At 55.5% G+C, this 26764-nt stretch carries 29 protein-coding genes and 1 tRNA gene; 26 read left to right on the forward strand and 4 right to left on the reverse strand.

What is annotated here, in order from left to right:
• Nucleotide 1: 1 nt before the first annotated feature.
• Together RRB22_05895 and RRB22_05900 are read left to right on the forward strand one after the other, a co-directional pair.
• Nucleotides 2-667 (forward strand): hypothetical protein, encoded by a 666-nt coding sequence (locus RRB22_05895; GenBank protein MDT8383928.1) that lies wholly within the window; start codon nt 2-4, stop codon nt 665-667.
• 191 nt (nt 668-858) lie between these two features.
• A complete protein-coding gene (locus RRB22_05900; protein ID MDT8383929.1) occupies nt 859-1296 on the forward strand; it encodes a Rap1a/Tai family immunity protein in 438 nt (145 codons plus the stop codon).
• A gap of 53 nt (nt 1297-1349) precedes the next feature.
• Here the strand turns inward: RRB22_05900 and RRB22_05905 are convergent, their stop codons facing one another.
• A complete protein-coding gene (locus RRB22_05905) occupies nt 1350-1637 on the reverse strand; it encodes a hypothetical protein (GenBank protein MDT8383930.1) in 288 nt (95 codons plus the stop codon).
• 271 nt (nt 1638-1908) lie between these two features.
• On the opposite strand from RRB22_05905, the gene RRB22_05910 reads away from it, so the two are divergent.
• From RRB22_05910 to trpC, 4 genes are read left to right on the forward strand one after another with little or no spacing between them, the layout of a single operon-like run.
• On the forward strand, nt 1909-2493 hold the full coding sequence (locus RRB22_05910; protein ID MDT8383931.1) for an aminodeoxychorismate/anthranilate synthase component II: 585 nt from the start codon (nt 1909-1911) through the stop codon (nt 2491-2493).
• Between the two features lie 28 nt (nt 2494-2521).
• On the forward strand, nt 2522-3280 hold the full coding sequence (locus RRB22_05915; GenBank protein MDT8383932.1) for a TerC family protein: 759 nt from the start codon (nt 2522-2524) through the stop codon (nt 3278-3280).
• Between the two features lie 9 nt (nt 3281-3289).
• Entirely contained in the window at nt 3290-4306 is a 1017-nt protein-coding gene (trpD, locus tag RRB22_05920; protein MDT8383933.1) for an anthranilate phosphoribosyltransferase, read from the forward strand.
• A 23-nt stretch (nt 4307-4329) separates the two neighbouring features.
• The gene (gene trpC / locus RRB22_05925) at nt 4330-5148 is read left to right on the forward strand and encodes an indole-3-glycerol phosphate synthase TrpC (GenBank protein ID MDT8383934.1); all 819 of its coding nucleotides are present in this window, start codon (nt 4330-4332) and stop codon (nt 5146-5148) included.
• Nucleotides 5149-5169: 21 nt separating this feature from the next.
• Here trpC and crp read toward each other — a convergent pair whose 3' ends face one another.
• Nucleotides 5170-5808, reverse strand: coding sequence for a cAMP-activated global transcriptional regulator CRP (gene crp / locus RRB22_05930; protein MDT8383935.1), 639 nt, complete (start codon nt 5806-5808; stop codon nt 5170-5172).
• A 258-nt stretch (nt 5809-6066) separates the two neighbouring features.
• Between crp and RRB22_05935 the strand changes: the two genes are divergently transcribed.
• From RRB22_05935 to speD, 3 genes are read left to right on the forward strand one after another with little or no spacing between them, the layout of a single operon-like run.
• Nucleotides 6067-6516 (forward strand): OsmC family protein, encoded by a 450-nt coding sequence (locus tag RRB22_05935; protein MDT8383936.1) that lies wholly within the window; start codon nt 6067-6069, stop codon nt 6514-6516.
• A 23-nt stretch (nt 6517-6539) separates the two neighbouring features.
• On the forward strand, nt 6540-6959 hold the full coding sequence (locus RRB22_05940; protein ID MDT8383937.1) for a VOC family protein: 420 nt from the start codon (nt 6540-6542) through the stop codon (nt 6957-6959).
• A complete protein-coding gene (speD, locus tag RRB22_05945; protein MDT8383938.1) occupies nt 6956-7765 on the forward strand; it encodes an adenosylmethionine decarboxylase in 810 nt (269 codons plus the stop codon). The genes RRB22_05940 and speD overlap by 4 nt, the downstream gene beginning before the upstream one ends.
• Nucleotides 7766-8027: 262 nt before the next feature.
• On the opposite strand, the gene coq7 is transcribed toward speD, so the two are convergent.
• Entirely contained in the window at nt 8028-8705 is a 678-nt protein-coding gene (coq7, locus tag RRB22_05950) for a 2-polyprenyl-3-methyl-6-methoxy-1,4-benzoquinone monooxygenase (GenBank protein ID MDT8383939.1), read from the reverse strand.
• Between the two features lie 47 nt (nt 8706-8752).
• Nucleotides 8753-10048: a (Fe-S)-binding protein gene (locus tag RRB22_05955; GenBank protein MDT8383940.1), complete on the reverse strand. Its 1296-nt coding sequence runs from the start codon at nt 10046-10048 to the stop codon at nt 8753-8755.
• Nucleotides 10049-10190: 142 nt separating this feature from the next.
• Between RRB22_05955 and RRB22_05960 the strand changes: the two genes are divergently transcribed.
• The 17 genes from RRB22_05960 (at nt 10191) to RRB22_06040 (ending at nt 26720) form a co-directional block, all read left to right on the forward strand.
• Entirely contained in the window at nt 10191-10502 is a 312-nt protein-coding gene (locus RRB22_05960) for a (2Fe-2S) ferredoxin domain-containing protein (protein ID MDT8383941.1), read from the forward strand.
• Nucleotides 10503-10515: 13 nt separating this feature from the next.
• Nucleotides 10516-11241 carry an alpha/beta family hydrolase gene (locus RRB22_05965; protein MDT8383942.1) on the forward strand — a complete coding sequence of 242 codons (726 nt, stop codon included), beginning with the start codon at nt 10516-10518 and terminating at the stop codon, nt 11239-11241.
• A gap of 400 nt (nt 11242-11641) precedes the next feature.
• Entirely contained in the window at nt 11642-12070 is a 429-nt protein-coding gene (gene rplM, locus RRB22_05970; GenBank protein ID MDT8383943.1) for a 50S ribosomal protein L13, read from the forward strand.
• A 40-nt stretch (nt 12071-12110) separates the two neighbouring features.
• Nucleotides 12111-12503: a 30S ribosomal protein S9 gene (gene rpsI, locus RRB22_05975; GenBank protein ID MDT8383944.1), complete on the forward strand. Its 393-nt coding sequence runs from the start codon at nt 12111-12113 to the stop codon at nt 12501-12503.
• A gap of 45 nt (nt 12504-12548) precedes the next feature.
• The gene (locus RRB22_05980) at nt 12549-12911 is read left to right on the forward strand and encodes a four helix bundle protein (protein MDT8383945.1); all 363 of its coding nucleotides are present in this window, start codon (nt 12549-12551) and stop codon (nt 12909-12911) included.
• Between the two features lie 33 nt (nt 12912-12944).
• Nucleotides 12945-13018, forward strand: a tRNA-Gln gene (locus RRB22_05985).
• A 423-nt stretch (nt 13019-13441) separates the two neighbouring features.
• Nucleotides 13442-14476 (forward strand): porin, encoded by a 1035-nt coding sequence (locus RRB22_05990; protein MDT8383946.1) that lies wholly within the window; start codon nt 13442-13444, stop codon nt 14474-14476.
• 240 nt (nt 14477-14716) lie between these two features.
• Nucleotides 14717-15805 carry a 6-bladed beta-propeller gene (locus RRB22_05995; protein MDT8383947.1) on the forward strand — a complete coding sequence of 363 codons (1089 nt, stop codon included), beginning with the start codon at nt 14717-14719 and terminating at the stop codon, nt 15803-15805.
• Nucleotides 15806-16377: 572 nt separating this feature from the next.
• A complete protein-coding gene (locus RRB22_06000; GenBank protein ID MDT8383948.1) occupies nt 16378-17334 on the forward strand; it encodes a cytochrome c3 family protein in 957 nt (318 codons plus the stop codon).
• Between the two features lie 334 nt (nt 17335-17668).
• Nucleotides 17669-18697, forward strand: coding sequence for a peptidylprolyl isomerase (locus RRB22_06005; protein ID MDT8383949.1), 1029 nt, complete (start codon nt 17669-17671; stop codon nt 18695-18697).
• A gap of 379 nt (nt 18698-19076) precedes the next feature.
• The gene (locus RRB22_06010) at nt 19077-20789 is read left to right on the forward strand and encodes a hypothetical protein (protein MDT8383950.1); all 1713 of its coding nucleotides are present in this window, start codon (nt 19077-19079) and stop codon (nt 20787-20789) included.
• 124 nt (nt 20790-20913) lie between these two features.
• Nucleotides 20914-21288, forward strand: a complete 375-nt coding sequence (locus RRB22_06015) for a cytochrome c3 family protein (protein MDT8383951.1) — start codon at nt 20914-20916, stop codon at nt 21286-21288.
• Nucleotides 21289-21310: 22 nt separating this feature from the next.
• Complete coding sequence (locus tag RRB22_06020) at nt 21311-21967, forward strand: cytochrome c3 family protein (GenBank protein ID MDT8383952.1); 657 nt, start codon at nt 21311-21313, stop codon at nt 21965-21967.
• Nucleotides 21968-22282: 315 nt separating this feature from the next.
• Nucleotides 22283-23797 carry a hypothetical protein gene (locus RRB22_06025; GenBank protein ID MDT8383953.1) on the forward strand — a complete coding sequence of 505 codons (1515 nt, stop codon included), beginning with the start codon at nt 22283-22285 and terminating at the stop codon, nt 23795-23797.
• Nucleotides 23798-23930: 133 nt separating this feature from the next.
• Nucleotides 23931-24491 (forward strand): cytochrome c3 family protein, encoded by a 561-nt coding sequence (locus RRB22_06030; protein ID MDT8383954.1) that lies wholly within the window; start codon nt 23931-23933, stop codon nt 24489-24491.
• The gene (locus RRB22_06035; protein ID MDT8383955.1) at nt 24475-25542 is read left to right on the forward strand and encodes a hypothetical protein; all 1068 of its coding nucleotides are present in this window, start codon (nt 24475-24477) and stop codon (nt 25540-25542) included. Before RRB22_06030 ends, RRB22_06035 begins: the two co-directional genes overlap by 17 nt.
• A gap of 59 nt (nt 25543-25601) precedes the next feature.
• A complete protein-coding gene (locus tag RRB22_06040; protein MDT8383956.1) occupies nt 25602-26720 on the forward strand; it encodes a 6-bladed beta-propeller in 1119 nt (372 codons plus the stop codon).
• The last annotated feature ends 44 nt before the right edge of the window (nt 26721-26764 follow it).

Raw genomic sequence — 26764 nt, forward strand, 5'->3', positions numbered from 1 at the left:
GATGGCGCGTAAACCGAAGAAATCAGCGAAGCCAGAAGCGGTGAAATATCCGCGAAAAGCTATCCCGATTAATGCCGGAAAAACCAAAGAAGAAACTAGCAGAAATTTTGCGGAGTTGCTGACCTCTCCTGAACTTGCAGCATTCCGGGTAATCGACAGAGCCGAACAGAAGTCGGGACTTGAAGACAATATCGACGTGCCTACCTTGCTGGGTACTCTGCGTGATCAAGCGACGGCAGTGAATCTTGGTGATCTGGCGCAAGCCGAAGCTATGCTTATGAACCAAGCGACGGCATTGCAAAGCTTGTTTTGTCGCCTTGCTGGGCGGGCAATGGGAAACGACACCATTACACCGTTTGAAGCAAACATGCGCATGGCGCTGCGGGCGCAGTCGCAATGTCGGGCAACCTTGGAAACCCTGTCAGCGATAAAGAACCCGCCGATTGTTTACGCGAAACAGGCAAACATCGCCCAAGGACACCAGCAAGTGAACAACGGAACTATGGAGCCTTCACGGGCGCGGGAAATCAAAAACGAGCAAAACCAACTATCAGAGGCAGACAATGAGCTACTACCGGACGCCAGAACATCGGGCAATGAGATCGAAGCTAATCCGACGCTGGAAACCTTGGGAGAAATCGACCGGGCCAAAGTCCGAAGAGGGTAAGCGGCGATCCGCTATGCGTGGCTACAAGGGCGGGCAGCGGGAACAACTGCGAGAACTGGCGCGATTTCTGAAGGAGCTAGATAACGAATTGAAACTTATCGGATAGCATAAACATCAAGTTATTGCGGACCCAGATATGAATGATGCTTGGTTGTTATTTAGCCACCATTGCGTGATAGGTCGAGTACGAATTGGCTGATAGTAGTAGGATGGTTGCTGTTCAGATTCGTCAATATTCTCAGGGGGTGGTTATGATTATTCGTGTTGTTGTTCTGGGATTGGCCTTGATCGTGCCGTCCGTTGGGAATGCAGGATTCTACACCGGCAATGAATTAATGCAGATATGCGACCAACCTACGAACAACGTAAGTGCGTACAATCAATGTGTTAAATATCTAGCAGGCATAGCAGACGCTAACGAGTCCCTGCTAATGCGAACATTGCCGGGAGATAAAGGCTTTTTTAGGGGGTTTGTCGCAGGACCATTCTGTGCGCCAAATGGCATAGAATTGAAACAGCTACGCCAAGTGTTTCTCAAATATATGTATGCAGAGCCGCAGCACTGGCACCTTAACGCAGGTGACCGTGCGCTGGGTGCATTCAGAAGTGCTTGGCCCTGCCCAGATTGACCGTCCTGGTATGCGCTTACGGCCTTCTCGTACTCTTCCTTATTGTTTAAAACTCAATAATTGTCGGTATCGATAATGGCAGGGCCAGTTCCGTAAGGATTGTTCGGGCTCTTGTCGCTGTATGGTGACCCGTATTCACCATAAGGATTGTTGATTGAATCCGGGCTGTATTTGCTGCCATATTGCCCGTATGGATTAGATACTGAATTAGGATCGTATGGGTTGTTGTTAAGATTGCCGAGATATTTTCCCGTCGAAGGATCGACGAGAATGGGGCTACCGGCAATTGCTGCGCCCACTGTGACGAAAAGTACCGTGATAATAGCGAGGATTGTTTTCATGTCTACTCCCTAGTTGATCTCCACTCAGTATAGCTAAGGGCTTGGAATATACCATTTTGTATCTTGTGGGCTTTAAGGTTGCGGGGATATGGCAGAACTATGTAGATGTGCAAAGGTTTATACTGGGGCGAATCTAGGTGAAAATGGCATTTATTGTGCTTTCGATTCCAAAATTTTGGGTAGGTATCGCTAGGAAATGCGGGTATTTAAGCGGGTATTTAGTCGCACATTAACAGATAAAATATATATATAACAATAGGATATGATCAAAATGCTGTTGATGATTGATAACTACGATTCCTTTACCTACAACCTGGTGCAGTATTTTGGCGAGCTGGGCGCGGACGTGTGCGTTTATCGCAATGACCAGCTCAGCCTGGACGAGGTGGTTAAGCTGAATCCCGAACGCATCGTGATCTCGCCCGGCCCCTGCACGCCGAACGAGGCGGGCATCTCCCTGGCGGTGATCAAACATTTTGCCGGCAAGGTGCCGCTGCTGGGCGTGTGTCTCGGTCACCAGAGCATCGGCCAGGCCTTCGGCGGCAAAGTGGTGCACGCGCGGGAGATCATGCACGGCAAGACCTCGATGATCCATCACAAGGATATCGGCGTCTTCAAGGGGCTGGAAAATCCCTTCGAGGCCACCCGTTATCACTCCCTGGTGATCGAAAAGCACAGCCTGCCCGATTGCCTGGAGGTCACCGCCTGGACCGAAACCGCCGACGGCGAGCTGGACGAGATCATGGGTGTGCGCCACAAGACGCTGGACGTGGAGGGGGTGCAGTTTCATCCCGAATCCATTCTCACCCGACACGGCCACGATATGCTGCGCAATTTCTTGCAAGGCGGTACCTAACAGTGATTAGTGAATTGATGAGACCTTTATGATGGAACTACTGGCTGATCCGCAGGTGTGGATGGCCTTTTTGACCCTGACGCTGCTGGAGATCGTGCTCGGCATCGACAATATTATCTTTCTCGCCATTCTGGTCGGCCGCCTGCCCGTCGAGCAGCAGCGCAAGGCGCGCCTGATCGGCCTGGCGCTGGCCATGGTGATGCGGATTCTGTTGTTGCTGTCGCTGGCCTGGATCATGCAGCTCACCGCGCCCCTGTTCTCGGTGCTGCAGTGGGAGATCTCGGCGCGGGACCTGATCCTGCTGGGGGGCGGCGCCTTCCTGTTGTTCAAGGCCACTATGGAGATTCATCACAGTCTGGAAGGTGAGGAGCACGAGGTCGGCGCCAAAAAGGCGAGTTTTTTCAGCGTCATTGCCCAGATTGCCGTCATCGACATCGTGTTTTCGCTGGACTCAGTGATCACCGCGGTGGGGCTGGCCGAGCATGTGCAAGTGATGATCGCGGCGATCGTCATTGCCGTGCTGGTGATGATGCTGGCGGCGGAGAGCATCAGTCGCTTCGTCGATGAACACCCCACCATCAAGATGCTGGCGCTCAGTTTCCTGATTCTGGTCGGCATGGCGCTCATCGCCGAGGGGCTGGATGTGCACATTCCGAAGGGCTACATCTATTTCGCCATGGCCTTCTCGGTGGTGGTGGAAATGTTGAATATACGGATTCGTCGTCGGGCGGCTCCGGTTAAACTGCGCAGGACCCTGGTGGAAGAGACGCAGGCGGAAAACTCATAGGGGATGATTATGGATATGCAGGCAGCGATCCGCGCCGTGACCGAGCGGCATGATTTAAGTCGCGACGAGATGCAGGCGGTGATGCGCACCATCATGACCGGCAAGGCCACGGAGGCGCAGATCGGCGGCTTCCTCATCGGCCTGCGCATGAAGGGCGAGTCCATCGATGAGATTACCGCCGCCGCCCAGGTGATGCGCGACCTGGTCACCCCGGTCGCGGTCAGTGGCGAGCACGTGGTGGACATCGTCGGCACCGGCGGTGACGGCAGCAGTACTTTTAATATTTCCACCGCCAGCTGTTTCGTGGTGGCCGCGGCCGGCGGCAAGGTGGCCAAGCACGGCAACCGTTCCGTCTCCAGCAAGTCCGGCAGCGCCGATCTGCTGGAGGCCGCCGGCGTGAATCTGGATCTCGACCCTGCGCAGGTGGCAAAGTGCGTCAACGAGGTGGGTGTCGGTTTCATGTTCGCCCCCAAACACCACGGCGCGATGAAACACGCCATCGGCCCGCGCAAGGAGATGGGCGTGCGCACCATCTTTAATGTGCTAGGGCCGTTGACCAATCCCGCCGGCGCGCCCAACCAGTTGCTGGGTGTGTTCAGTAAGGAACTGGTGGAGCCGCTGGCCCACGTGCTGGCCAATCTCGGCAGTCGGCATGTGCTGGTCGTGCATTCCGCAGACGGTATGGACGAGATCAGCATCGGTGCGCCGACCTTTGTGGCCGAGCTGAAAGATGGCGCGGTAAATACGTTTACCATTCAGCCCGAAGATTTTGGCCTGGCGCGCGCCGATCTTGCCTCACTGAAAGTAGAGGATGCAGCACAGTCGTTGATCGTAGTGAAAGGCGTGCTGGAAAATCAACCCGGCCCGGCGCGGGATATCGTACAATTGAATGCCGGTGCCGCGCTGTATGTTGCCGGGCTGGCCGATTCATTGGCAGCGGGTGTAACCAGGGCCGGCGAGGTGCTGGCCAGTGGCGCGGCGTTGGCCAAGCTGGACGCGTTGATTAAGGTTTCCAATTCTAATTAAAGATACAGCAGTACAGGTTAAGCATGAGCGACACCCCTGACATTCTGAAAAAGATCATCGCCCGCAAGCACGAAGAGATTGCTGAGCGTAGCCGGCAAGTGAGCCTGGCGGAGATGATCGAGCGCGCCAAAGCAGCGGACACCTGTCGCGGTTTTGTCGCTGCGATGAAAAAGAAGATAGCCGCGGGTCAGGCGGCGGTGATCGCCGAGATCAAAAAGGCCTCGCCCAGCAAGGGCGTGATGCGCGAAGATTTTGTGCCCGCCGAGATTGCTGTTTCGTATGAAAGGGGTGGTGCAGCCTGTCTGTCGATATTAACGGACAAGGATTTTTTCCAGGGTTCGGAAGACTATTTGCAGCAGGCACGGGCCGCCTGTGCGCTGCCGGTGATCCGCAAGGATTTCATCATTGACCCGTACCAGGTCTACGAGGCGCGGGCCATCAATGCCGATTGCATCTTGTTGATCGTCGCCGCGCTGGATGACGCACAGTTGAGCGAGCTGGCGGCGCTGGCGGCAAAGCTGGGCATGGACGTGCTGGTGGAGGTGCATGACGCGGCAGAACTGCAGCGCGCCCTGCCGTTGAATCTGCCGTTGATCGGCATCAACAATCGCAACCTGCGTAGCTTTGAGGTGAGCCTGCAGACTACGCTGGATATGTTGGACAGCATTCCCGACGACCGCATCGTGGTCACCGAAAGCGCGATTCATACTGCCGAAGATGTGGCGTTAATGCGCGAGCACGCCGTGCATGCCTTTCTGGTAGGGGAGGCGTTTATGCGCGCCGAGGATCCGGGGGCCCAGCTGGCCGCCCTGTTTGGGAACGCCGGAGTGCCCGGCGCCTGAAGTAGTCGATCCAGCCGGGTTCTAACGGCTATTAAAGATCACGATGGTCTTGCCCTGGGCGGTGATCAGCCCCTGCTCTTCCAGGTTTTTGAGTACGCGCCCCACCATCTCGCGTGAGCAGCCGACGATGCGGCCCACTTCCTGGCGGGTGATGCGAATCTGCATGCCGTCGGGGTGGGTCATGGCATCGGGTTCCTTGCTGAGATCCATCAGGGTGCGGGCGATGCGGCCGGTGACGTCCATGAAGGCCAGGTTGCCGACCTTCTGGCTGGTCCGGCGCAGGCGCAGGGCCATCTGTGAGGCCAGCTCGAAGAGGATGCTTGGATCCTTTTCGGTCAGTTGCCGAAAGCGGCTGTAGCTGATCTCGGCCAGCTCACAGCGGGTCTTGGCGCGCACAAAGGCGCTGCGATTGGTCTCACCGCCAAACAGGCCCATCTCGCCGAAAAAGTCGCCAGGGTTGAGGTAGGCCAGCACGATTTCACGGCCGGTCTCGTCCTCGATCAGCACGCTGACCGAGCCCTCGACGATGTAATACAGCACGTCAGGCTTGTCGCCAGCGTAGATGATCAGGCTTTTGGCCGGATATTGGCGCCGATGGCAGTGTTCCAGAAAGCGCTCGATGGTCGGAGGCGTGCTGACGACGTCGGGTATAGTGCTCATAATAGTTTGCCTAATTCCTTGTATTGCCCCGCTTTTTGGCGGGATACAAGAGCTATCGGCAGGGGCCGAGAATTACTTTACCCCGGCTAAGGGCTTATTGCAGGGTGTAGTGTATGCACATGCTCCGGGCCCGGTTTATAATCGCCGTCCCCGCCCGGCAAGGGGGTCGGGGCGAATGGCGGAGATTCTGGGATAGTCGGATTAAGCCAGTCGCCCTGGGGGATGGGTACCTATTTTCGCAGTCGTGGAGCAGGATGAATGAAGGCCAGAATCAAATGGGTGGAAGAGGTGATGTTTGTCGGCGAGTCCGGCAGCGGTCACTCGCTGGTGATTGATGGGCCGCCGGAACACGGTGGGCGCAATCTGGGTATCCGCCCCATGGAATTGTTGTTGCAGGGGCTGGGCGGTTGCACGGCCTTTGATGTGATGATGATTCTGAAAAAGGCGCGTCAGCCAGTCACGGACTGTGTGCTGGAGATCGAGGCCGAACGGGCCGAAACCGAGCCCAGGGTATTCACCAGGATCCACATCCATTTTATTGTCAGCGGCGCGGGAGTGAGTGAAAAACAGGTGCAGCGGGCGATCCAGCTGTCGGCCGAAAAATACTGCTCGGCCTCCATCATGTTAGGCAAGGTGGCCGAGATCACCCATGATTATGAGCTGCGGGAAGCAGCGCCAGCCCCGACAAACAATCCTCAACCAGCGTAGTCATAGACAAGAGTAGTCAGCAGATGATCAAACCCAATCCCACTACGGGCATGCGCCACGTTGCCTTTTTTGTGCGCAACTATGAGGCCACCGAAAGTTTTTATGTGGATCTGTTGGGCATGCGAGTGGAATGGCGGCCGGATGCCAATTCGGTATATTTAACGTCAGGTAATGATAACCTTGCACTGCATCGTGTTGAGCATGATTTTTGTGGAAAGGGCGGCGAAGGTCAGCATCTGGACCATATTGGATTTTTTCTGAATGAACCCGGTGATGTGGATGAGTGGTTTGATTTTCTGCGTGGCCACGACATCAAAATGAAAACCGAACCGCGCACGCATCGTGATGGCGCGCGCAGCTTTTATTGCCTCGATCCCGATGGCAATACCGTGCAGATGATCTATCATCCGCCCCAAGTCATGTCCGTGGAGTCCCCGCAATGATCAGGCCGTTTCCAAAACTTCAGCTCAAAGATTTTAATAATCTTACTAAAACCTTGAGCTTTAATATTTACGATATCAATTACGCACGCACGGCTGAGCAGCGCCAGGAATATATTGAATATATCGATGAAGAATACAACGCTGAGCGGCTCAAGGGCATGCTGACCGATGTGTGCAATATTGTGGGCGCCACGATCCTCAATATCGCCCATCAGGATTACGAGCCACAGGGTGCCAGTGTCACCATATTGATCTCCGAAGAGCCGATGATCTCCGAGGGTATCTCGAATAGCGAGGCCCCTGGCCCGCTGCCGGAAGCGGTGGTGGCGCATCTGGACAAGAGCCACATCACCGTGCATACCTATCCCGAAAGTCATCCTGACAACGGCATCAGCACCTTTCGCGTGGATATCGATGTGTCCACCTGTGGCCGTATTTCACCGCTGCGGGCCTTGAATTACCTGATCCACAGTTTTGACTCCGACATCGTCACCATGGATTACCGCGTGCGTGGTTTTACCCGCGATGTGGATGGCCGCAAGCACTACATCGATCACGAGATTGATTCGATCCAGAATTTTATCGCCGACGATACCAAGCAGCTTTATCAAATGATTGACGTCAACGTCTATCAAGAGAACATCTTTCACACCAAGATGCGGCTCAAGGAACTCGAACTGAATAATTATCTGTTTGGTGTTGACGCCAATGAGCTGGATGCCGATGAGCAGGAACGCATTATCCAGCAGCTGGAGCGTGAAGTGTTGGAGATCTACTACGGCAGGAATTTAGGCGAGGAATTTTAGCCTGTAGGGCGCAATAACCGAAGGGCATTGCGCCGTATGGATACGACCCGCCAGGACCGTTTCGATGGTTCGATTTAAAACTCCCCGCAGAGGCGACCTACGTTGTTTTTAGTCTCGGTTTTCACCGGGAAAGATAACCATGCTACGTGTTTTAAACACAGGCCCGTTAATTTCAGCAGGCATGGTTTTGGTCAGGCATACGGCGCAATGCCCTTCGGTTATTGCGCCCTACGGGCCATCCCCTAATTCCACATTCCCCGATTTACAGCCAAAACGCCGTGCGGGTCATTACCTTTGAGGCGAGCCCCATGAGTTTTTTGACGGGATAGGGCAGTTCCGCGCCACCGGCCTCCAGCGCCACCGTGGCGTGGTGGGCTTCATCCTCTTTCATCTGTTCGAGAATGGCGCGGCTTTTGGCATCGGGTTCCGGGAGCTGCTGGAGATGCTCGTCGAGGTGTTTGACCACCTGTTTTTCCGTCTCCGCCACAAAGCCCAAGCTCCATTTATCACCCGCCAGACCCGCCAGGGCGCCGATGGCCGCCGAGCCGGCATACCAGGCAGGATTGAACAGGCTGACGTGGGTGCCCAATTCCCGGGTGCGTTTTTCGCACCAGTCGAGATGGTCATTTTCCTCCAGCGCGGCGCGTTCCATCTGGTCGCGAATCTGCGGCAGTCGCGCGGTGAGCGCCTGGCCCTGATACAGGCCCTGGGCGGCCACCTCGCCGGCGTGATTGATGCGCATCAGTCGGCCTGCCAGGCGGCGCTCGCTGGCGCTGAGTTCGGCCTCGGTCTTGTTCCTGGCGGGATTGCCGCGCTCGGTGATCTTCGGTTGGCCGAACAGGGTGCGCACGCCAACATCGATGCCCATCAGCAGCTGATCGAAAGCTGAGTATTGTCGCGCGGAGGACGTGGTGGAGTAGGAATGTTGGGTTTTGTTCATCTGTCGGCCCATATCGTATGTGTGATTGCTGCCAAGTGTAGCCTGTTCTATTCCGGCCTGTCGCGGTCCTGGATTAGCCCCAGCTGGCGCGCCAGCAACACCACCGGGTGGATGACGTCGATGGCCTGGCCGCGGTCGCGCAGTCCGGCGGCGAGCTGCAGGGCGCAACCGAGGTTGCTGGTGGCGAGGAGGTCGATGGGCATTTGGCTGTCGATATTATCGAGGGTCCTTTCACGCAGCTGCCGGGAAAATTCCACCTGTTCCAGCAGGTACTGACCGCCACCGCCACAGCAGCGCGGGTTCTGCGCCAGGGGCGCTATTTCAAGTTTCGGGATGCGCTGCAACAGGCGGCGGGGCACGTCTGCCTGGTGCAGGACATTGTTCAGGCTGCACGGCGTGTGCAGGGCGACGGTCTTTGTCAGCGCCGCGGCCTGTAGCTCGGCGGGCCATGGCGCCTCGCTGAGAAACTGGCTGATGTCCCTTATTTTAGCGGCGAAGGTCTTGGCGGCGAAGGTTTTGGCAGCGAAGGCATGGCCCGCATCCGCATCCTGATGCGGGTCTTCCGGCAGCAGGGGATATTCGCTGAGCTGCGCCGTGCAGCCGCTGGCGGTATGCACGATGGCCAGCAGCTCGTGCTCGGCGAAGGCGCGGATATTTTCCTGCGCGAGGCGGGCGGCCTCCTCCGGCTGTCCGCTGTGCAGGGCCATGGCGCCGCAACAGCCCTGCCTCGGCGGCACATGTACGCCATACCCCAGCGCGTTAAGCAGGCGGCGGCTGGCGTCCAGCGCCTCGCGGTCGAACACGTTGGCGATGCAGCCCGTGAACAGGCCGACGTCGCCGAGGGGGGCGGCTCCGGGGGTGGGCGGGTAGTAGCTCTGCCAGGCGTCCAGTCTGGGGATCACCGGCAGCAGGCCCTCTTTATGCGCCAGCCCCAGTGGCCTCAGCATGCCGCTGCCACGGAGCAGTTTTTGCAGGCCGGAACGTTGATAGAGTCGCAGCCAGCGGCCGGTGGCGGCCGAGATGTGGGGGGCAGGGGGCGAGGTCTTCGGCAGCAGGGCCCTGGCCTCGTCCATGATGGCGCCGAAGGCGACCTCGGATGGGCAATAGGCCTCACAGGCGCGACAGCCGGTACAGTGGTCGAGGTGTGACTGCAGGCGCGCATCGGCCGTGAGCTGGCCCGACAGGAAGGCGGAGATCAGCGCAATGCGTCCCCGCGGCGACTCATTTTCGTCGGCCGTCAGCAGGTAGGTGGGGCAGTGCTGGGAGCACATGCCGCACATCACGCAATGATCCAGTTTGGCGGACAGGGCGGGGTGGGCGACGGTGGGTAGCGGCAGGTTCACGGGCGGTGGCACTTGAAGAGTAATAAAAAAGATATTGCGCTATTATCTGTCATCTTCAGGTTTTTATCCCGGCTGATTTTTTAACCCGGCACTCACTCGGCACAAAACCCGGTACTGACCCAGCACTACAGCGGAAATCCACATGCCCTATTACCAACGCCATCTGTTTTTTTGTACCAACCAGCGAGCCGACGGCAGCGCCTGCTGCGCGAAATTCGGCGCGCAGGAGCTGCGGGATTACGCCAAGCAACGCACCAAAGAGTTGGGTATCGCAGGTAAACAGGGCTGTGTGCGGGTCAATACGGCGGGCTGTCTCAATCGTTGTGATGAAGGCCCGGTGGCCGTGGTCTACCCCGATGATGTCTGGTACACCTACGTGGACCGGGAAGACGTGGAGGAAATCGTCGTCGAGCATCTGCTGCACGGGCGTGTGGTCGAGCGTTTAAAGATTTAGGGATCGGCCTGTCATGAGTGATCCCATCGCACTCTATAGCGACCCGGCGGTGACCCCCGCCACCGGCGAGCGCTTCCTGATCCCCGGATCGGTGGGGGTGCTGGAGGCCCAGCTGGATAGTGCCCGGGCCGATGTGCGCAGCCGCCTGCGCCAGCCACCCATCGCCGTGGTGTGTCACCCCCATCCGCTGCACGGCGGGACGCTCACCAACAAGGTCGCCCACACGCTGGCGAAGGCCTTTGTCGAGCTGGGGGTGACCACGCTACGCTTTAATTTTCGCGGCGTGGGTGCATCGCAGGGGGGCTACGATCAGGGCAGGGGCGAAGTCGATGACCTGTTCGCCGCGGTAGCCTGGCTGCGGGCCCGGCATCCCCAGTCACCGCTGTGGCTGGCCGGATTTTCATTCGGCGCCTATGTGGCCCTGATGAGCCAGGCAACGGCGCAGGCCGAACGCCTGCTGCTGGTCGCTCCGCCCGTGGCCATGTTCGACTTTTCCGCCGAGAGCGGCGTACAGATCCCCTGGATGGTGGTGCAGGGCGGCGCTGACGAGATCGTTGACCCGCAGCAGGTCTCGGCCTGGGTGCAGCAGCAGGCCAATGCCCCGGAATACTGCTGGATCGATGGCGCCGGACACTTTTTTCATGGCCAGCTGGTGGTGCTGAAACAGCAGATTCACCACGCCTGGTCAGGCGCATTGCAGGCACGGACGGACCATAATCCCGGTCATGCCCAAGTATAATTTCTGATTGACTCAAAATAACTAATGAGGCAGAATTTTCCGCGTTGCCCGATGATGCCAGACATCTCGGGCGATGTATGAAAAGGCGCGAGCAAGCCGGTTTCAAAATCGACTCAACGCCCTTCTCATGAGAATCTCTTCCTTCTGGTGGTTTTTTACGCGGCCCTGTGATGAACGGGCGCCGCGTTTTTTTTCGGCAAGATTTTACGATACAGCGACTGTCTTTTACGCATTTCATAACGGCGCAATGCCCTTGGGTTATTGCGCCCTACAGCCTGCGGCCATTTTACAGGCGCTCAGCACTATCCCATTAACACCCATCTTCGGCTTGACAGTCGGCCCGCCAGACCTTAGTATTTCGCGCCTTTTCGAGACAGATCTTTTTGGAGCAGTGCCTAAGATGAAGACGTTTAGTGCGAAACCCGCCGAGGTCAAGCGTGATTGGTTCGTAATTGATGCGACCGACAAAACCTTGGGTCGCATGGCGACCGAAATAGCCCGTCGCCTGCGCGGCAAACATAAGCCCGTGTACACCCCGCATATCGATACGGGCGACTACATCGTGGTCATTAATGCCGAAAAGGTCGCGGTAACCGGCAACAAGGCGACCGACAAAAAATACCATCACTACACCGGCTATGTTGGCGGCCTGAGAACCACCACCTTTGACAAGCTGGTGATCGAGGATCCCACCCGGATCATCAACACCGCCGTCAAAGGCATGCTGCCCAAGAATCCACTGGGTCGCGCCATGTTCCGTAAATTGAAGGTGTATGCCGGTCCCGAGCATCAGCACGCCGCCCAGCAGCCCACGCCGCTGGACATCTAACTTTTATTTTATTCATTAGCTAACCGCTAAGGCAGACAGAATGGCAGACAAACAGTATTACAGCACAGGCCGTCGCAAGAGCTCTACTGCACGGGTATTCCTCAAATCCGGTTCCGGCAACATCACCGTCAACGCGCTTGCGCTGGACGTCTACTTCGGCCGCGAGACCTCCCGCATGGTCGTGCGTCAGCCGCTGGGCGTGGTCGACATGATGGAAAACTTCGACATCAATGTCACCGTCACCGGTGGCGGCAATAGCGGCCAGGCCGGCGCCATCCGTCACGGCATCACCCGTGCCCTGATGGAATATGATGAAACCCTGCGCCCATCGTTACGTAATGCCGGGCTGGTGACACGTGACGCCCGTGAAGTTGAACGTAAAAAAGTGGGCCTGCACAAAGCCCGCAAGCGTCCACAGTTCTCGAAACGATAACAGGTTAGTTGCGAGTATCGAGGGACGAGTGGCTAGGAAAGGCGCATGGAAGCGCTGGAAAAACTGGATGTATGGCGGCGTTCTTGTAGATTGTCTGTTGACCTTTACAAAGCACTTTCCAGTTGCAATGAATACGGATTCAGGGACCAAATAACACGTTCAGCACTTTCCGTACCATCCAATATAGCGGAAGGTTATGAGCGCGATTCGCTTGGTAGTTGCATCCAATTTCTAAAAATCGCCAAAGGCTCCTGTGGTGAATTCTGGACCCAGCTATTGATCGGTAGAGAGGCAGGATTTATCGATTCAGTAATAGCGAAAGATTTTGAGCGCGAAGCAAAAGAAATCTCAAAGATGCTTCACGGTCTGATTAAGCACTTCGAAGCCTTAAAATCACCCAACCCCTAGTCACTAACACCTAGCAACCCGTCACTGTTTTTTTGGGAGATCGTCTAACGGCAGGACAGAGGACTCTGACTCCTCTAATCTAGGTTCGAATCCTAGTCTCCCAGCCAAAATTAAAAAGGTCTACCGGCTTTACGGTAGGCCTTTTTTTGTGGTGGGTGATTACGGTGGGTGATTACGACGGGTGGGTTTGGTGCAGGCGAGCGCGGCCTTGTCGGCAGCAAGGCATCAAAATAGTATGCGGTGATACAAAGGTTCACCATTCTCCGGTAAGCTCTTGTTGCGGCGGACGAAAGCAACACGCGCTAACGGTGCTGGACGATTTTCGCCGGGACCGTCAATTCCTGAACAAATAACACCCATTACAGCCATTTCTGTTGTTTTTGTGCCACAAAATGTGACCAAGGTCACCATTTTTGGTAAAAGAGTGTTGCACTTCTGCACAGAGCTGCTATAAATAGCCACGTCGACAAGACAGCATTAATAAAATCAAATCTAAATAACTTACAAATAACTATGGAGAGCGCTCTCTCATGAATAAAAAATTATTAGCAATTGCCGTTGGTGCCGCAATGGTTGCCGGTTCTACCGCAGTCATGGCCGCCGACGAACCTACTATCTATGCCAAGATCCACCTGTCCGTGGACAGCATGGATAACGGTGGTACGGGTGATGCAGCCGATGGCCTGTTTGTCTCTAGCAACTCTTCACGCCTGGGTATCAAGGGTGCGGTGGATCTGGACGGCGGCATGAAGGCGGTCTACAAGTATGAAATGTCTACCAATTACTCTACCGCCTCTGGCGGGCTTGCTGGCAACCGTAACGCCTATCTGGGCCTGAAGGGTGGTTTCGGTCAGATCATCGCCGGTCGTCACGACATGCCTTTCAAGACCGTCGGTCGTAAGGCTGACCTGTTCGGCGACACCATCGGTGATCATCGCACCGTCACCCGCGCCAAAGTTGGCGGAGATGACTATGCCGATCGTCGTGACAATGTCCTGATGTACAGCAACAGCTTCGGCGCTGTGGATCTGGCGGTGGCCTATGCCCCGGAAGAGACCGGTAAAGACAATACTGACATGAGTATCGGTATCGATTTCAAACAGGGTCCTCTGAAGGTGATGTTTGCTCATGAAGTGCATGGCGGCGGCAATCTGACCACCAATAATGACTCTACCGGTGACATCATCACTGGCGCCTACAAGATGAACGAAATGACCTTCCTGGCCGGTTACGGTCAGGTCAGTGATCTGGACGGTGACAAGGGTGATGCCGGTCAAGTGACCATGATGACCCTGGGTGGTTCCATGAAGGCCGGTATGAACACCTTCAAGCTGCAGTACACCATGGCCGAGTCTGATGTCAGCGATACCGCCAGTGCCTTGTTGGCCCTGGGTGTGGATCACAAGCTGGGTAAAAACACCAGCGTCTATGCCATGTATGCCGCGATCAGCAATGATGATCTTGCAGGTGCAGGATTTACCAATAGTGGCCATGACAGCACTGTAGCTGCAGTCACCGGTGAAGATGCCTCTGGCTTCTCCCTGGGTATGATCCACAAGTTCTAAGCAACCTGTTTGCCTGGCATTTGTTGAAATAATAATAAATAGCAGTAACCCTAACGGGGCCTTCGGGCCCCGTTTTTTATGCCGCTGATTAAACCGTTGGCCAATAGTTGGCGTTGTGCCGCTGCGTATGCGCGCCGATTTTTTTCTCTCCCTCCTGAGATTACCCTTCCCTGTCACTTGCACTGCCCGTCGCTTTCTATCAACATGCTTGGCTTGTTTTTCATGCGGCGTATCGGATTGATGTCTTTACAAAAAACTATTCAAATTTTGGGCGGCCTGCTGCCGCTGTTGCTGCTGGGCTGTGCCTCCACCGTGGAGAAGTCGGCGGACAAGCCGCTCTACTGGCCCAGTGCGCCGGTGGAGCCCCGTTATCAGTATGTCACCACGCTTCGCTCTGAGGAGAGTGTGCGCGCGGTGACTGCGGAAGACCGCTTCAAGAGGGCGATGACAGGTGAAAAGGAACAGCCGCGCGTACTGGGCAAACCGTTTGATGTGGCGGCGGGGCATGGCCTGGTGGTGGTGACGGATACGGTGTTGCGCAAGGGCTTTATCTTTAATCTGCCGCGCCAGAAAATGTACCAGTTCGGGCACCTGGGTAAGCAGGGTGTGCTGGCCAAGCCGATGGGGGTGGCGGTTGGCCCCGACAGCCAGATCTATATCGCTGACGTGAGCGCCAGAACGGTGTTTGTGTATGACGCCTATGGCATGTTCAGGCTGGCGATGGGGGGTATGGAGGAGTTCGATCGGCCGGTGGACGTGGCGGTCTCGCCCGATGGTCAGCGGATCTATGTGGTGGATGCGGGCGGTATCGACAGCCCTCGACACCGGGTGGTGGTCTTCGACGCGAACGGGGTAAAACAGTTCGCCTTCGGCGAGCGTGGCGAGGGCACGGGGCAGTTCAACCTGCCGACCCAGTTGGACGTGGCCCCCGATGGCACGGTCTATGTGCTGGATGCCGGTAATTTCCGCGTGCAGGCCTTTACCGCGACCGGCGGATTTTTGCGCACCTGGGGAAAGGTGGGCCGTGGTTTTGGGGATCTTGCGCGGCCGCGAGGGCTGGCGGTCGGCACCGATGGGAATGTCTACGTCAGCGATGCGGCGTTCAGGAATGTGCAGGTATTTACCCCGCAGGGCCAGTTGTTGCTGGCGATTGGTAGCGAGGAGATCGCCGACCGGCCGGGGCAGTACGCCATGCCGGCCGGCGTAGCGCTGGATGAGTTGGGGCATGTGTATATCGTGGATCAGGCCTTTGCCAAGGTGGATGTGTTGAAGCAATTGAGCGAGGCAGAGCGGGCGGAAGTTGTCGAGCAACGGGACCTGCTAAAATAACGGTCGTGCGTGCCAAGACGTGCTTGCGGGAAAATTCGCTTATATTCTAAACAGAATATAAATCGGAATTGCAGTCGAAGTGAGAATATAAAGTCTTCGTTAGTCAAATAAAATTTGTGTGAACCCGATCACAGTTTTAGGGTTTATTTTTTATCGATACGCGAATGATAGGGTGACAAATTTTCTTGGGTCATATTGGTAATTGATTGTTTTTTAAGGTTGTTATGGAAAATTTTTTTGACGATTCGAAGATTAAAGTCCGATTTGGTGATAATGTATCGAGAAGCCTGAAAAGTTGACATTTCCCGGATGGGCATGCTAAAAAGTATGCACAAGTTAGGGAGAAGTTTTCAGGACGGGTTTGTAACCGTTAATGACAAAACAAGATGCGCCGATTAGTTATTAACGAATGGGTTGCATCAGCGCGATGTCACTTGGAGCGGCGAAGGTTAGGAAGCGAGAATAGGAAGTAATAGATAGATCAATTAGTTTGAGCAGCAAGAAGACCAGGCAGTAAGCAGCAACGATTTAGAATCTATAAATTAAATGCACGAGGCCATAGGGGGTTTCAAATGAATCATTTTGTGAAAGCAGCGGTAGCAACAGCAGTCGTCCTGGGTACATCCCTGGTCGCTGTTAGCGCATCGGCGGGTATTACCAATACCCGCCATAATCTGGGCGCAACGGGCACCGGACCAAATCATACGGCTGATACGGGAGAAATTTGTATCTTCTGCCACACGCCACACGGTGGTGACACCGGTGCACCGGTGCCAATTTGGAATAAGAAATTGACTACGGCGACCTTCACTACCTACGATCAACTGGGCACCTCCACCCTGGATGCTGCGGTGGGTCCGGTGGGTTCGGTCTCTCTGGCCTGTCTGACCTGTCACGATGGTACCCAGGCGATCGATAACATCCTCAATGCCCCGGGTTCCGGTGGTTTTGATGCAACCGGCGGTGGTGCCAATGGTCTAGGCTGGACCTGGACCACAGACGGTACCCTGGATATAAATGGTACATTCCAGGGCTCTGTGGATGGCGGTGGCGCCAATATCTGGGAGATCGGTACCGATCTGCGAAATGATCACCCGGTGAGCATGCAGTATGGTGGTGGTGGTTATTCTGTCAGCAATCTGAACGGTGGCGGCCTTGGTGCTACCGGGGCGACACGGGATGAAGACTTCTTCCCGGCCACTCCGATTGGTACTGCTGGCCGCTGGTATGTCGATAATACTGTAGCAGGTACGACCGGTAGCTTTGATAAGTGGGATTTCAAGCTCTATACCCGCGACACCACAGGCTTTGCGGCTAACGCGAATAATGGTGCGGCCTTTGCGGGCGAGAAAGAGCCCTTCGTAGAGTGTGGTTCCTGCCATGATCCTCACTTCGAGACCACCACCTTCCTGCGTATGCCAGGTACGGTTGACCTGACTACGGCTCTTGGTGGCGGCACTACGTCGGTGGCGGCAGCAAGTCAGTCCAATACCGGTAGTCGTGTTTGTTTGACCTGCCACAACAAGTAAGCTGAGTCAGCTTTTGGTGGGTAGGTAGAGGGCTGGCAGCCTGGCGGAGACGCCCAGGCTGCCAGCTTTTTTTATGCGCGTTTAAAAATCGTCTGGTAGTCGTCTTCTGGCGTTAGTCTGGATATTTCATGTGTTGCGTGAGGCTTGCGTCACGGGATTGATTTCACGAGGCCCTTTTCCTGATCATGATGTATCGGTGATGATGGCCGACTGAGAAAACCGCCTTTAAGAAAATCTCCTTCGTAGAATCAAAGGTCTCACGAGGGCGCGTGCAATTTATGAAATATCCGGGTTAAATACGGTCTGGGTTAAATACAGTTAAGGGTAAAAATAGATGCGTATTTTGCAGGTGGTGTTGTTTTTATGTGTGTTGCAGGGCGTGAGCGGCGTAATAGTGGCTGCACCGGCCGCTGATGCGGCGCCCCCGACGGCGGCAGCCGCTGAGGCCAATAAGGCGACCGCGACGGCTGGGTCGAAGGCGCTGGACTATATCGCCATCGTCAATGGCGAGCCTGTCTCCATGGGTGAGTATGTTTCGGCATTGCGCCGAGGCATGCAGCAGCGTTTCTATCATGGCAAGGTGCCGGAAGAGGAGATCAAACAATACCGTAAAGAGGTCGCCGAGGGTCTGGTGGAAAAGGCCTTGCTGGTGCAGGAGGCAAAGCGGCGCAAGCTGCAGCCGGATGCAGAGGCGGTGGAGCAGAGTGTAAAGGCCTTTGATGCCAAGTATCAGGACAATCCGGACTGGCAGAAGGCCCGTGAGACGGTGCTGCCGCAGGTGCGCGAGAAGCTCAATAACGAAAGCCTGGCAAAGGTTCTGGAAGATCGGGTACGCGATGTACCGGCGCCCACGGCGGATGAGCTGAAGCGCTTTTATGAGGACAGCAAGGATCTTTTTACTACGCCTGAGCGGGTCAGGGTGTCGCTGATATTGTTGCGTGTGGATCCCGCATCGACCCCGGAGGTATGGAAGCAGGCCAGCGATGAGGCGGCCTCTATCGTTGAGCGCATCGGTGCGGGCGGCGATTTCGCAGAGCTGGCGCGCATTCACTCCAGTGATAAATCGGCCCAAAATGGCGGCGATATGGGTTTTGTGCACACCGGCATGCTCGGTGAAAACGCCCAAAAGGTGCTGGACATCATGGAAGTTGGTGAGGTGTCCTCGCCGGTGGTGTTATTGGAAGGGGTGTCGATTTTTCGCCTGGACGAGCGCGAGAAGCCCAGTCTGAACAGTCTGGATGCCGTAAAGGAACGGGCGGAACAGTTGTACCTGCGCGATAAGGGTGAGGCGGCGTGGAAAAAGCTTCTGGCAGATTTACGTAGCGCCGCCACCATTGAGATGAATGATGCACCCTGGCGTTAACGAAGCCTGCCGGTAGCGGTGATTGTCACCAGGATATTTGCGCCATTTATTTGGCTAACATACACTGCACATCATTGGTTGTGTACGGGTTGACCTGAGCCTGCCTCCACGTTTAAACCACGGATTCAGGCTGAGAAAAATAAGCGTATCAATAACGCGTGAAAGTGGCAGCGGGAAGAGTGGCCGCTGATTCGGCCCTGGCATGTGTGTTCTGTGTCAGGTGCCTGGGCTGGCTGGGTAGACAGCGCGACTGTGTAGAGTGGGGGGTGTTTCGTACGGTGAGGTGATGGTCTGTGTACGTCTATTGCGGCCACCATGGGTACGATTTTTAATCACTATGTTTTCTAGCGGCTTATATCTGCGGCACCGGTTGCTATTGGTGGCTGGCGTCTTGTGTCTGCTGAGTGCCGATGCCTTTGCGGCCTTTGGTGGGCTGGTGCCATTGAGCTGGTCGGGGCAGCTGGCCTACAATTATGGCTATGTGAATAGCGCGGGAAACGAGTCGGAGACAACCAGCCTGATGTTGGGTGTGGATGCGGCCGGCTATATCTGGAAACCCTGGTTTGCCACCACGTCGATGGCGCTGAACCTGGGGCTGTCGAATACGGAAACCTCGGCGAGCAGCTCGGATTCTGTGGTGGGGACCGGTAGTTTTTCCCTGGGCGTGTTTCCGGGCAGTCGCTTCCCCTTTTCGCTGACCTATGCGCAGACCGACAGCCGTTCCCAGTCAGTCCAGTCTTTTTCCGAGTCATCAGGTGATGTCAGTTTTCATGTGACACGTTTGTCGCTACGGCAGAGTTATCGCCCGCGCGCCTATCGGCAGCTGTATAACGCCTGGTATTACCTGACCGAGTTTGAGGGGGACAATTTTGGCTCCGAAAGCACGACCTATGGGCTGGAGTATTCACTGCGGTTGACCCATCAGTCGTTTGTCGTGAGCGGGGCACACTCATCAACCAGGACCCAGGGTGGCACCGTAGAACCGTCGGTGGATTCGCTGTCGCTGAATCATGTCTATACACCGAGCAATGAGCTGGGCGTGAACAGCCTGGTTTCCTATGTCGAGGTTGACCCGGGCGGTACAGGCACGATTTCGCAGGATTCCCAGGCATTTAGCGCCTTTTACTGGCGTCCGGAGCATCGTGCGGTGAATGTTTCGGGGGGTGTCCGGCTGTCGGAGAGTGTGTCGGAGGGCACCGACACAACGACCACCCGCAGTCTGAATACCAACCTGAGTGTGGGCTATCGCATAACCCGGGCGTTAAATTTTAGCGCGGGTGCCTCGGTAGGTACCTTCGACAGCGAAAATGCACAGACCTTGTCGACCTCGCAGACGGCGGATATGTCGTATACCGGCTCGCGCTATCAATTCGCAGGCTATTCCTATTCCTGGCAGTGGGGTGGGGGAGTGTCCAATGCCACCACCCGCACCGACACATCGCTGACGTCGATATCCACTGACAGACAGTCCGTGAGGACGGGGATTGGTCATAATCTTTCCAGGTCGTGGCAGGGCGGGCCCAGCTCCTCGGTAACGGCGGGCGTGTCACAGGCGGCCTCCGGCAGCAAAAATTCCGAGTCTGATGAGCTTTCGAGCACGCTGAATCACGGGGTCAATATGAGCTGGAACCGCCGTGGTCAACGGGGTTCGGTGTATTTCAGCACAAGGGCGGGTGATTCGAGGAGTTATGGGGAGAGAGATGCGGTCTTTAACGATTTCGGCGCCAGCGTGAACGCGGATTACGAGATCAGCCGATTAAGCAGTGTATCGGGAAATATGGATTTCTCGGCCAGCCAGAGTGAGACGGAAAATGAGGCGGGTGGGAAAGAGGTGAGTGGAAACCGGACCCTTGGCGGTGGCGCGGCGTACCGGCATCAGCGCCCCTTTGGTATTTACAATCTGCAATTTTCCTCCAATCTGACCGGCAGCAAGCAGATTGATAGTCCGCAACCGAGCTCCACGTTGCGCTGGGAGTCGCTGTTTCGCTATAGTTTGGGCCTGCTAACGACATCGCTGACGTTTCGGGTCTCTGAGACGCCTGGCGGCACTGTGACCAAGTCAATGAGTTTTCAGGCTACCCGAAGTTTTTAATGTGGGGTAAGATGTGCGTCGCGCTAACATAATAAAATTACAGTTGGTGCATGAATTCTAGTTTATAGGTGAATTGATGGAGGGAGGCTCTATGTTCAAGTCAGCGACAATTGGCTTGTTGAGTATGTTGGCTGTACTGGTGTTGCCGCAGGCAGCTCAGGCTGAATATGCTGACGTAGTAATCAACAATTATGCCGATGCGGCGGGTATGCGGCCTGCAGTATTTCCGCACTGGTATCACCGGATTCGTTTCCGTTGCAAGGTCTGTCATGCAGATCTGGGTTTTGCATTCAAGGCCGGCGGCAACAAAATCACCATGGCGAAGATCATCGACGGTAAATTCTGTGGCGCATGCCACAACGGTGAGATTTCATGGTCGGTTGAGAACTGCGGCATGTGTCACTCCGGCGTGCCGGGAACACCGACCCAGATCCACGGTAGTACCGTACAGCGCCTGGTTGCACCGACCTATAAATCGCTGGGTCAGCCCGCTAAATAACTAACAAGGAGGGGGGAATAAAATGAAAATTACACGCTTCTTGTTGGGCGCGATGACAATTTGCATGTTCATTGGGATGAATGTGCAGGCGGCTGAAGCACCAATGAAGGATGTAAAGTCTGCCAAAGGTAATGTCAGCGGGGCGAATACGTTTAACCGCCTGCTGAAGAAAGACGAGCACCGCAACGCAGCGCCACCCGAGGATGGTATTCATGACGCGGCTAATGATGGCACCCATGTTCTGCAGCCACCGTTGATTGCCTATGACGGACTGCCAACCACTGAATTTGGGAACTATGTCGATTGGGTGAAGGCTCTTGATGAAGGCCTGCTGAAACCGCGTTATGACCGTTTTGATCCCACTGTTGAGCCTCTGGTGATGGATCTGGACATCGTGCGCGAAGTCAAGGCATCCATGCCGGATGTGGTGTTTCCGCACAAGCCGCATACAAAATGGCTACATTGCTCGAACTGTCATCCTAAAATCTTTATCCCTCAGCGCAACGCCAACGTGATTAACATGTCGGCGATTTTGTTGGGTGAGAAGTGTGGTGTCTGTCATGGCAAGGTGTCGTTCCCAATTACCACCAAGTCCTGCACAAAATGCCACTCGAAGCCTAAACCGGCTGACTGGAAGCCACCGCAGAGTGAAGCCAGCCTGACAAACCCATGGCGCTAGTCGTAACCGACGTTCGGGATTAAAGGGTGGTCTAGGTTTTTAGACAGAAATACGGCGCAGATTCACGTCTGCGCCGTTTTTTGCTCTTTCAGGGTTACAGGTTTCAGCTGGCAGTGACGATAAATCAGTAAATCAGCTTTCTGTATAGGTGTATGTATGTCAATTCTCTGCTCTAAAATTTCGCGGTTTTATTGCCTGGTGGCTTTGTTGAGTCTGGTTGCCTGTGGCGGCCAAACGGTTAAACCAGAGGAGACGAATGAGGGGCAGCTGGACACGACAAAAAATACTCCAACAGAGCCGGTAAAAGCGGATGCGGTGAAAGCTGAGCCTGAAGCCGTGACGCCGCCGGTGGTCGAAGTGATGCCGCAGCAGATGAGCGAGTCGTCGATTGCGATGGAGGCGATTCCCGCAAAAGATGAACCTCCTGTTGCTGTGGTTGCAGATGAAACCATAACTGCAGGAGAGACGCCGGCTGTCACCGAGTCCGTACCAGCGGTAGACGTCGCCGATGAAAAGGTGGTTGAAGGCGCTCGGGGCGACCCATCCCCTGAAACAAAAGCGGCGCCAGCGACGGCTGAGCGTGCGGGTGCCTCATCCGTGCCGGTATCAAGCGGCCCAAATAATTTTGTGATCACCGTCGGTGCAAAGCAGGCAGGACATCCGGCCTATGGCAAGGGGCATGCGATGGGATTCCTTGTCGATGGTGTTTCCGGCAAGGAAATCGTGCTTGAGCGTGGCCAGACCTATGTGTTCGACGTTGATACGGATGCAAAGCATGACGTGTATCTGTCGACCAAGGCCATCGGCTGGGGTAGCGCACCGTATGCGGAGGGCGTGGAGGGCGACTATACGTATAAGGGCAAGATGGTTTTCAAGCCCGGCAAGGACAGCCCCGATGAGCTCTTTTATGCCTGTCGCAACCACCCCTACATGGGGGCGATGATCCATATTGTGGATCCCGGCCAGACCGCTAATGTCGGGCAGCGCCCAGCTACAGATGCCGATGCGAGTGCAGTAAAAGCGGCGCCGCAATCCACGGTGACAGAGGCGCAGGTCAAGCAAAAGCTGATGTTTGCGGAGATGATGGCCGGCGCCCAGGGCACCAAGCGTGTCATGGCGAGCCAAAATGAAGAGGCCAAACAGTTTGTGGTTGACGCAAAACGGCTGGTGACTGAAGGCCATAATAAATCGCAGGCAGGTGCACAGGCCGAGGCACTGGAGATGGCGAATCAGGCATTGAAGATGTTGAGCGATGCGACGCGCCTGGTGCCGGGTGACGAAGAGCTGGCGCAGTTGGCCGAGAGCTATAAGCACACCCTGGACGAGATCCATGGCTATCAGCAGTCGTATCAGAATAATGTGAAGAGCCTTGAGAAGAAGGGTGATCTGGCACCGGGCATTAAATATGATGAAAAGGCGTTTGCTGAGACCCTGGCCAGCGCAGAGGCGTATGCCCAGCAGAAGAATTATGTGCATGCCAATGAATTATTGGCGCAGGCCCAGGCGACAATTACCGGTGCCTTGCATGGCATGCTGGATTCCAAAACCCTCGTCTATGACCTCAAGTTTGAAACACCCGCCGATGAATACGAGTATGAAGTAAAGCGTTTCAACAGTTATGAAGAGTTGATTCCGATCGCCATTGAGGCAAAAAAACCGGCCGCCGGTGCGGTAAAGCTGATGGAAAGCTTTCTGGAAAAGGCGCGCAAACGGCGTGATGAGGCCAGGGAGAAGGCAGATGCCGGCGATTATCCGTCCGCTATCGGGATGATGATGCAGGCAACCACAACCGTGCGCCGGGCTTTGCGCATGGTGGGTGTTGCGCAATAATGTCGCATGACGGCAACTTAATGTCGGATCAGATTGTCTTTTGGGATACATCGAGAAAATAAGTGAGGCAGGTGCTGTGGGCTGGAGAGGTGGGTACGCAGCAGACTTGCAGCCAATGCGCGGAATAGAGTTTATGGAATATTTAAAATATAAGGTGTTGGCAGCATTGTTGCTGGCCGGTGTTGTGTTCATTTCCGCTCCGCTATTTGCCGAAGAGGGCGGAGGTCATTATCAGTTGCATGGTGATGTCGTGCCGATCCCTGAAGATGGTATTCATGATCCGGACAATGATGCGGTCAAAACCCTGCAGCCGCCCGCAGAAGCAATGCGGGATTTTCCCCGGGATGAACGCGGGGTCATAAACTGGGTAGAGACGCTGGACAGTGGACTGATTGCCCCGCGTACCGGACTGACCGGTGATGAAAAAATGCATTCGGTCGATTTCGATGTCATTTTCAAAAATACCGCTTCCATGCCTTATGTGCGCTTCCCCCATCTGCCGCATACGAAATGGCTCACCTGTAAAAATTGTCATCCGGCTATATTTCTGCCGCAGCGCGGTGGTAATTTTGTCACCATGGCTGCGATCATTGAAGGCGAGTTCTGCGGTGTATGCCACGGGAAGGTTGCCTTCCCGCCGCTGCAGTGTAACCGGTGTCATAGCGTAGCCCGTGAAAATGTTGGGCTTCGGTAGTCTGCCTGGATTTTATTCTGTTCTTCTGTTCATGCTGGCGGTTCCGCTGGCGGCCTGTAGTGTTGCCGAGCTGGAGAAGTTTGCCCTGGAGGGTGAGGCGCTTCAGGCGGCAGAGCCAAAACGTGATACCGGCTTTTCGCAAAAGGTCGGGGCAAAACTCCTCTCTGCAGAATCCATCATTAAAGGCGGTCGCCGCTCCTATAAGGGGTTTTCCGGGCAGCTGAACCGGCTGGTGATTGGTGAGGCGGATGAGATCATCTTGCAGCAACCGGTTGCCGTGGGTGGCGTGGGCGGTCTGCTGTATATCGTCGATGCCGGCCCGAAGCTGGTTTACAAATACGATCTGCTGACCAACGAGATAGAGCCGGTGGGTGAGATTGCCACGCATTTCGCGGGTAATCCCGGCAATATCTATGTGGCAAAGGACCGTTCCTTTTATATCGTCGATTCGATCGGCCGAAAGGTGCTGCGGTTTAGTGAGCAGGGCCAGTTGCTGATGACCTTTCAGGATTTGGCGAATCTCTCACGGCCGATGGATGTTGTGGTCAACGAACAGAGCGGTGATGTCTTCGTGGCCGATGGATCGTTCAGCCATATCGTGGTGTTCAATAGTCTGGGTAAGGCGACGCGGGCGATTGGCCGGCGTGGTACCGGTCCGGGCCGTTTTCGCGCGATTACCTATATGACCAGCAGCACCGATGGTTTGTATGTGCTGGACCGGCTGGAATTGCCGGTGCAGGTAATCGACTGGGAGGGCCAGTACCAGTATTCGTTTGGCGAATCCGAATTATCATTCCCCAGTGCTGTGGCGGTCGATAGCGATCAACGTGTCTATGTCAGTGACCGTTCCAGCAATGCCATTCAGGTGTATCAAAATGCGCAGTTAATGCTGACCTACGGGGGTGGTGGTTCGGCACCTGGGCGTTTTCGTCTGGTAACGAGTATGTGGATAAACAATAATCTGCTTTACGTGGCTGACACCCTCAACCAGCGTGTGCAGGTGCTACGTATCAATCCGTCGGCGGCGGTGTTTGAGACGCCAGAGGGTTAGCGCCTACTATGATTGTCACCGCGATGAAGCCTGTAACGTTGAAAAGATGCTCTTTATTAGTGCTGCTGATTCTGGCCGCGCTGGTAATGGTCGGTTGTGGCGAAACCCGCTACCTGTTGCGCTACGATGCGCCGGAAAAGGAAAGGGTATGGCCGCCCTTGCCGGACAAACCCCGCTTCAGTTATGTGGGGCAATTGACGGGTGAGGACAACCTCAAGGCGATAGATGATGGGGGTGCCGGCGCCGCCATTGGCAAGTTTTTCCGGGCCCTGGTCGGCCTTGGTTATGAGCCGGATCGTGCGCGAAACCTGTTGCGCCCGCAGAGCGGTGCGGTCGATGCCCTGGGGCGGGTGTTGGTGACGGACGCGGGACGTCAGGCGGTGTTTGTCTTCGATGAAAAACAGGGAAAGATGGCGATCTGGAAAGAGGCGACGGAGAGCCTGAATTTTGTGTCGCCCGTGGGTGTCGGTGTCGCCAGTAATGGGGATGTGCTGGTGGCGGATGCGGAGCTGCGGCGGATTATCCGTCTGGATGGGGAGGGCAATCCCAAGGCGGATTTTGGCTTTGGCGATCTGGAGCGCCCCACCGGTCTGGCGATTAATCTGGCCAGCGGTCGCATCTATGTGTCGGATACGGCAGAGCACAATATCAAGGTGTTCAGCGATGACGGCACCCTGGTGCAGGTGATAGGCCAGGTGGGCACCGAACCCGGTGAATTTAATGCGCCGACGCACATCAGCTTCGTCGGTGGCAAACTCTACGTTACCGATACCTTTAATGCCCGGATACAAGTGATTGACCCGGACGGGAATTTTGTCCGTTCGGCGGGCTCCAGGGGGCTCTATATGGGCAACCTGGTACGGCCCAAAGGGGTGACTGCCGATAGCGAAGGCAATATTTATATCGTTGAGTCTTTTCACGATTTCTTGTTAGTATATGACCAAGATACGCGGTTTTTACTGCCCATTGGTGGCACCGGCGATGGCATAGGCCAGTTCTATTTGCCCGCCGGCGTGTGGTCGGATGCACGCAATCGGATCTATGTTGCCGACATGTATAACGGTCGCGTGGTTATCTTTCAGTATCTTCAGGAAAACCTGCCTGGTGACGCCAATGTCATCAAGGAAGTGAAACTGGGTGGCCAGAGCGAGCCGGGCCCTCAGATCGACGTGCAGTGAGCCAGTAAAGATATAAAACGTCGAATGGCCAGTAGTTATCAGTA

Source organism: Gammaproteobacteria bacterium (assembly GCA_032250735.1).
GTDB lineage: Bacteria > Pseudomonadota > Gammaproteobacteria > SZUA-152 > SZUA-152 > SZUA-152.

Coding starts and splice junctions, on each gene's coding strand:
- RRB22_05895 (MDT8383928.1), top strand. CDS start 2: ATGGCGCGTAAACCGAAGAAATCAGCGAAGCCAGAAGCGGTGAAATAT.
- RRB22_05905 (MDT8383930.1), bottom strand. CDS start 1,637: ATGAAAACAATCCTCGCTATTATCACGGTACTTTTCGTCACAGTGGGC.
- RRB22_05910 (MDT8383931.1), top strand. CDS start 1,909: ATGCTGTTGATGATTGATAACTACGATTCCTTTACCTACAACCTGGTG.
- RRB22_05915 (MDT8383932.1), top strand. CDS start 2,522: ATGATGGAACTACTGGCTGATCCGCAGGTGTGGATGGCCTTTTTGACC.
- trpD (MDT8383933.1), top strand. CDS start 3,290: ATGGATATGCAGGCAGCGATCCGCGCCGTGACCGAGCGGCATGATTTA.
- trpC (MDT8383934.1), top strand. CDS start 4,330: ATGAGCGACACCCCTGACATTCTGAAAAAGATCATCGCCCGCAAGCAC.
- crp (MDT8383935.1), bottom strand. CDS start 5,808: ATGAGCACTATACCCGACGTCGTCAGCACGCCTCCGACCATCGAGCGC.
- RRB22_05935 (MDT8383936.1), top strand. CDS start 6,067: ATGAAGGCCAGAATCAAATGGGTGGAAGAGGTGATGTTTGTCGGCGAG.
- RRB22_05940 (MDT8383937.1), top strand. CDS start 6,540: ATGATCAAACCCAATCCCACTACGGGCATGCGCCACGTTGCCTTTTTT.
- speD (MDT8383938.1), top strand. CDS start 6,956: ATGATCAGGCCGTTTCCAAAACTTCAGCTCAAAGATTTTAATAATCTT.
- coq7 (MDT8383939.1), bottom strand. CDS start 8,705: ATGAACAAAACCCAACATTCCTACTCCACCACGTCCTCCGCGCGACAA.
- RRB22_05960 (MDT8383941.1), top strand. CDS start 10,191: ATGCCCTATTACCAACGCCATCTGTTTTTTTGTACCAACCAGCGAGCC.
- RRB22_05965 (MDT8383942.1), top strand. CDS start 10,516: ATGAGTGATCCCATCGCACTCTATAGCGACCCGGCGGTGACCCCCGCC.
- rplM (MDT8383943.1), top strand. CDS start 11,642: ATGAAGACGTTTAGTGCGAAACCCGCCGAGGTCAAGCGTGATTGGTTC.
- rpsI (MDT8383944.1), top strand. CDS start 12,111: ATGGCAGACAAACAGTATTACAGCACAGGCCGTCGCAAGAGCTCTACT.
- RRB22_05980 (MDT8383945.1), top strand. CDS start 12,549: ATGGAAGCGCTGGAAAAACTGGATGTATGGCGGCGTTCTTGTAGATTG.
- RRB22_05990 (MDT8383946.1), top strand. CDS start 13,442: ATGAATAAAAAATTATTAGCAATTGCCGTTGGTGCCGCAATGGTTGCC.
- RRB22_05995 (MDT8383947.1), top strand. CDS start 14,717: ATGTCTTTACAAAAAACTATTCAAATTTTGGGCGGCCTGCTGCCGCTG.
- RRB22_06000 (MDT8383948.1), top strand. CDS start 16,378: ATGAATCATTTTGTGAAAGCAGCGGTAGCAACAGCAGTCGTCCTGGGT.
- RRB22_06005 (MDT8383949.1), top strand. CDS start 17,669: ATGCGTATTTTGCAGGTGGTGTTGTTTTTATGTGTGTTGCAGGGCGTG.
- RRB22_06015 (MDT8383951.1), top strand. CDS start 20,914: ATGTTGGCTGTACTGGTGTTGCCGCAGGCAGCTCAGGCTGAATATGCT.
- RRB22_06020 (MDT8383952.1), top strand. CDS start 21,311: ATGAAAATTACACGCTTCTTGTTGGGCGCGATGACAATTTGCATGTTC.
- RRB22_06030 (MDT8383954.1), top strand. CDS start 23,931: ATGGAATATTTAAAATATAAGGTGTTGGCAGCATTGTTGCTGGCCGGT.
- RRB22_06035 (MDT8383955.1), top strand. CDS start 24,475: ATGTTGGGCTTCGGTAGTCTGCCTGGATTTTATTCTGTTCTTCTGTTC.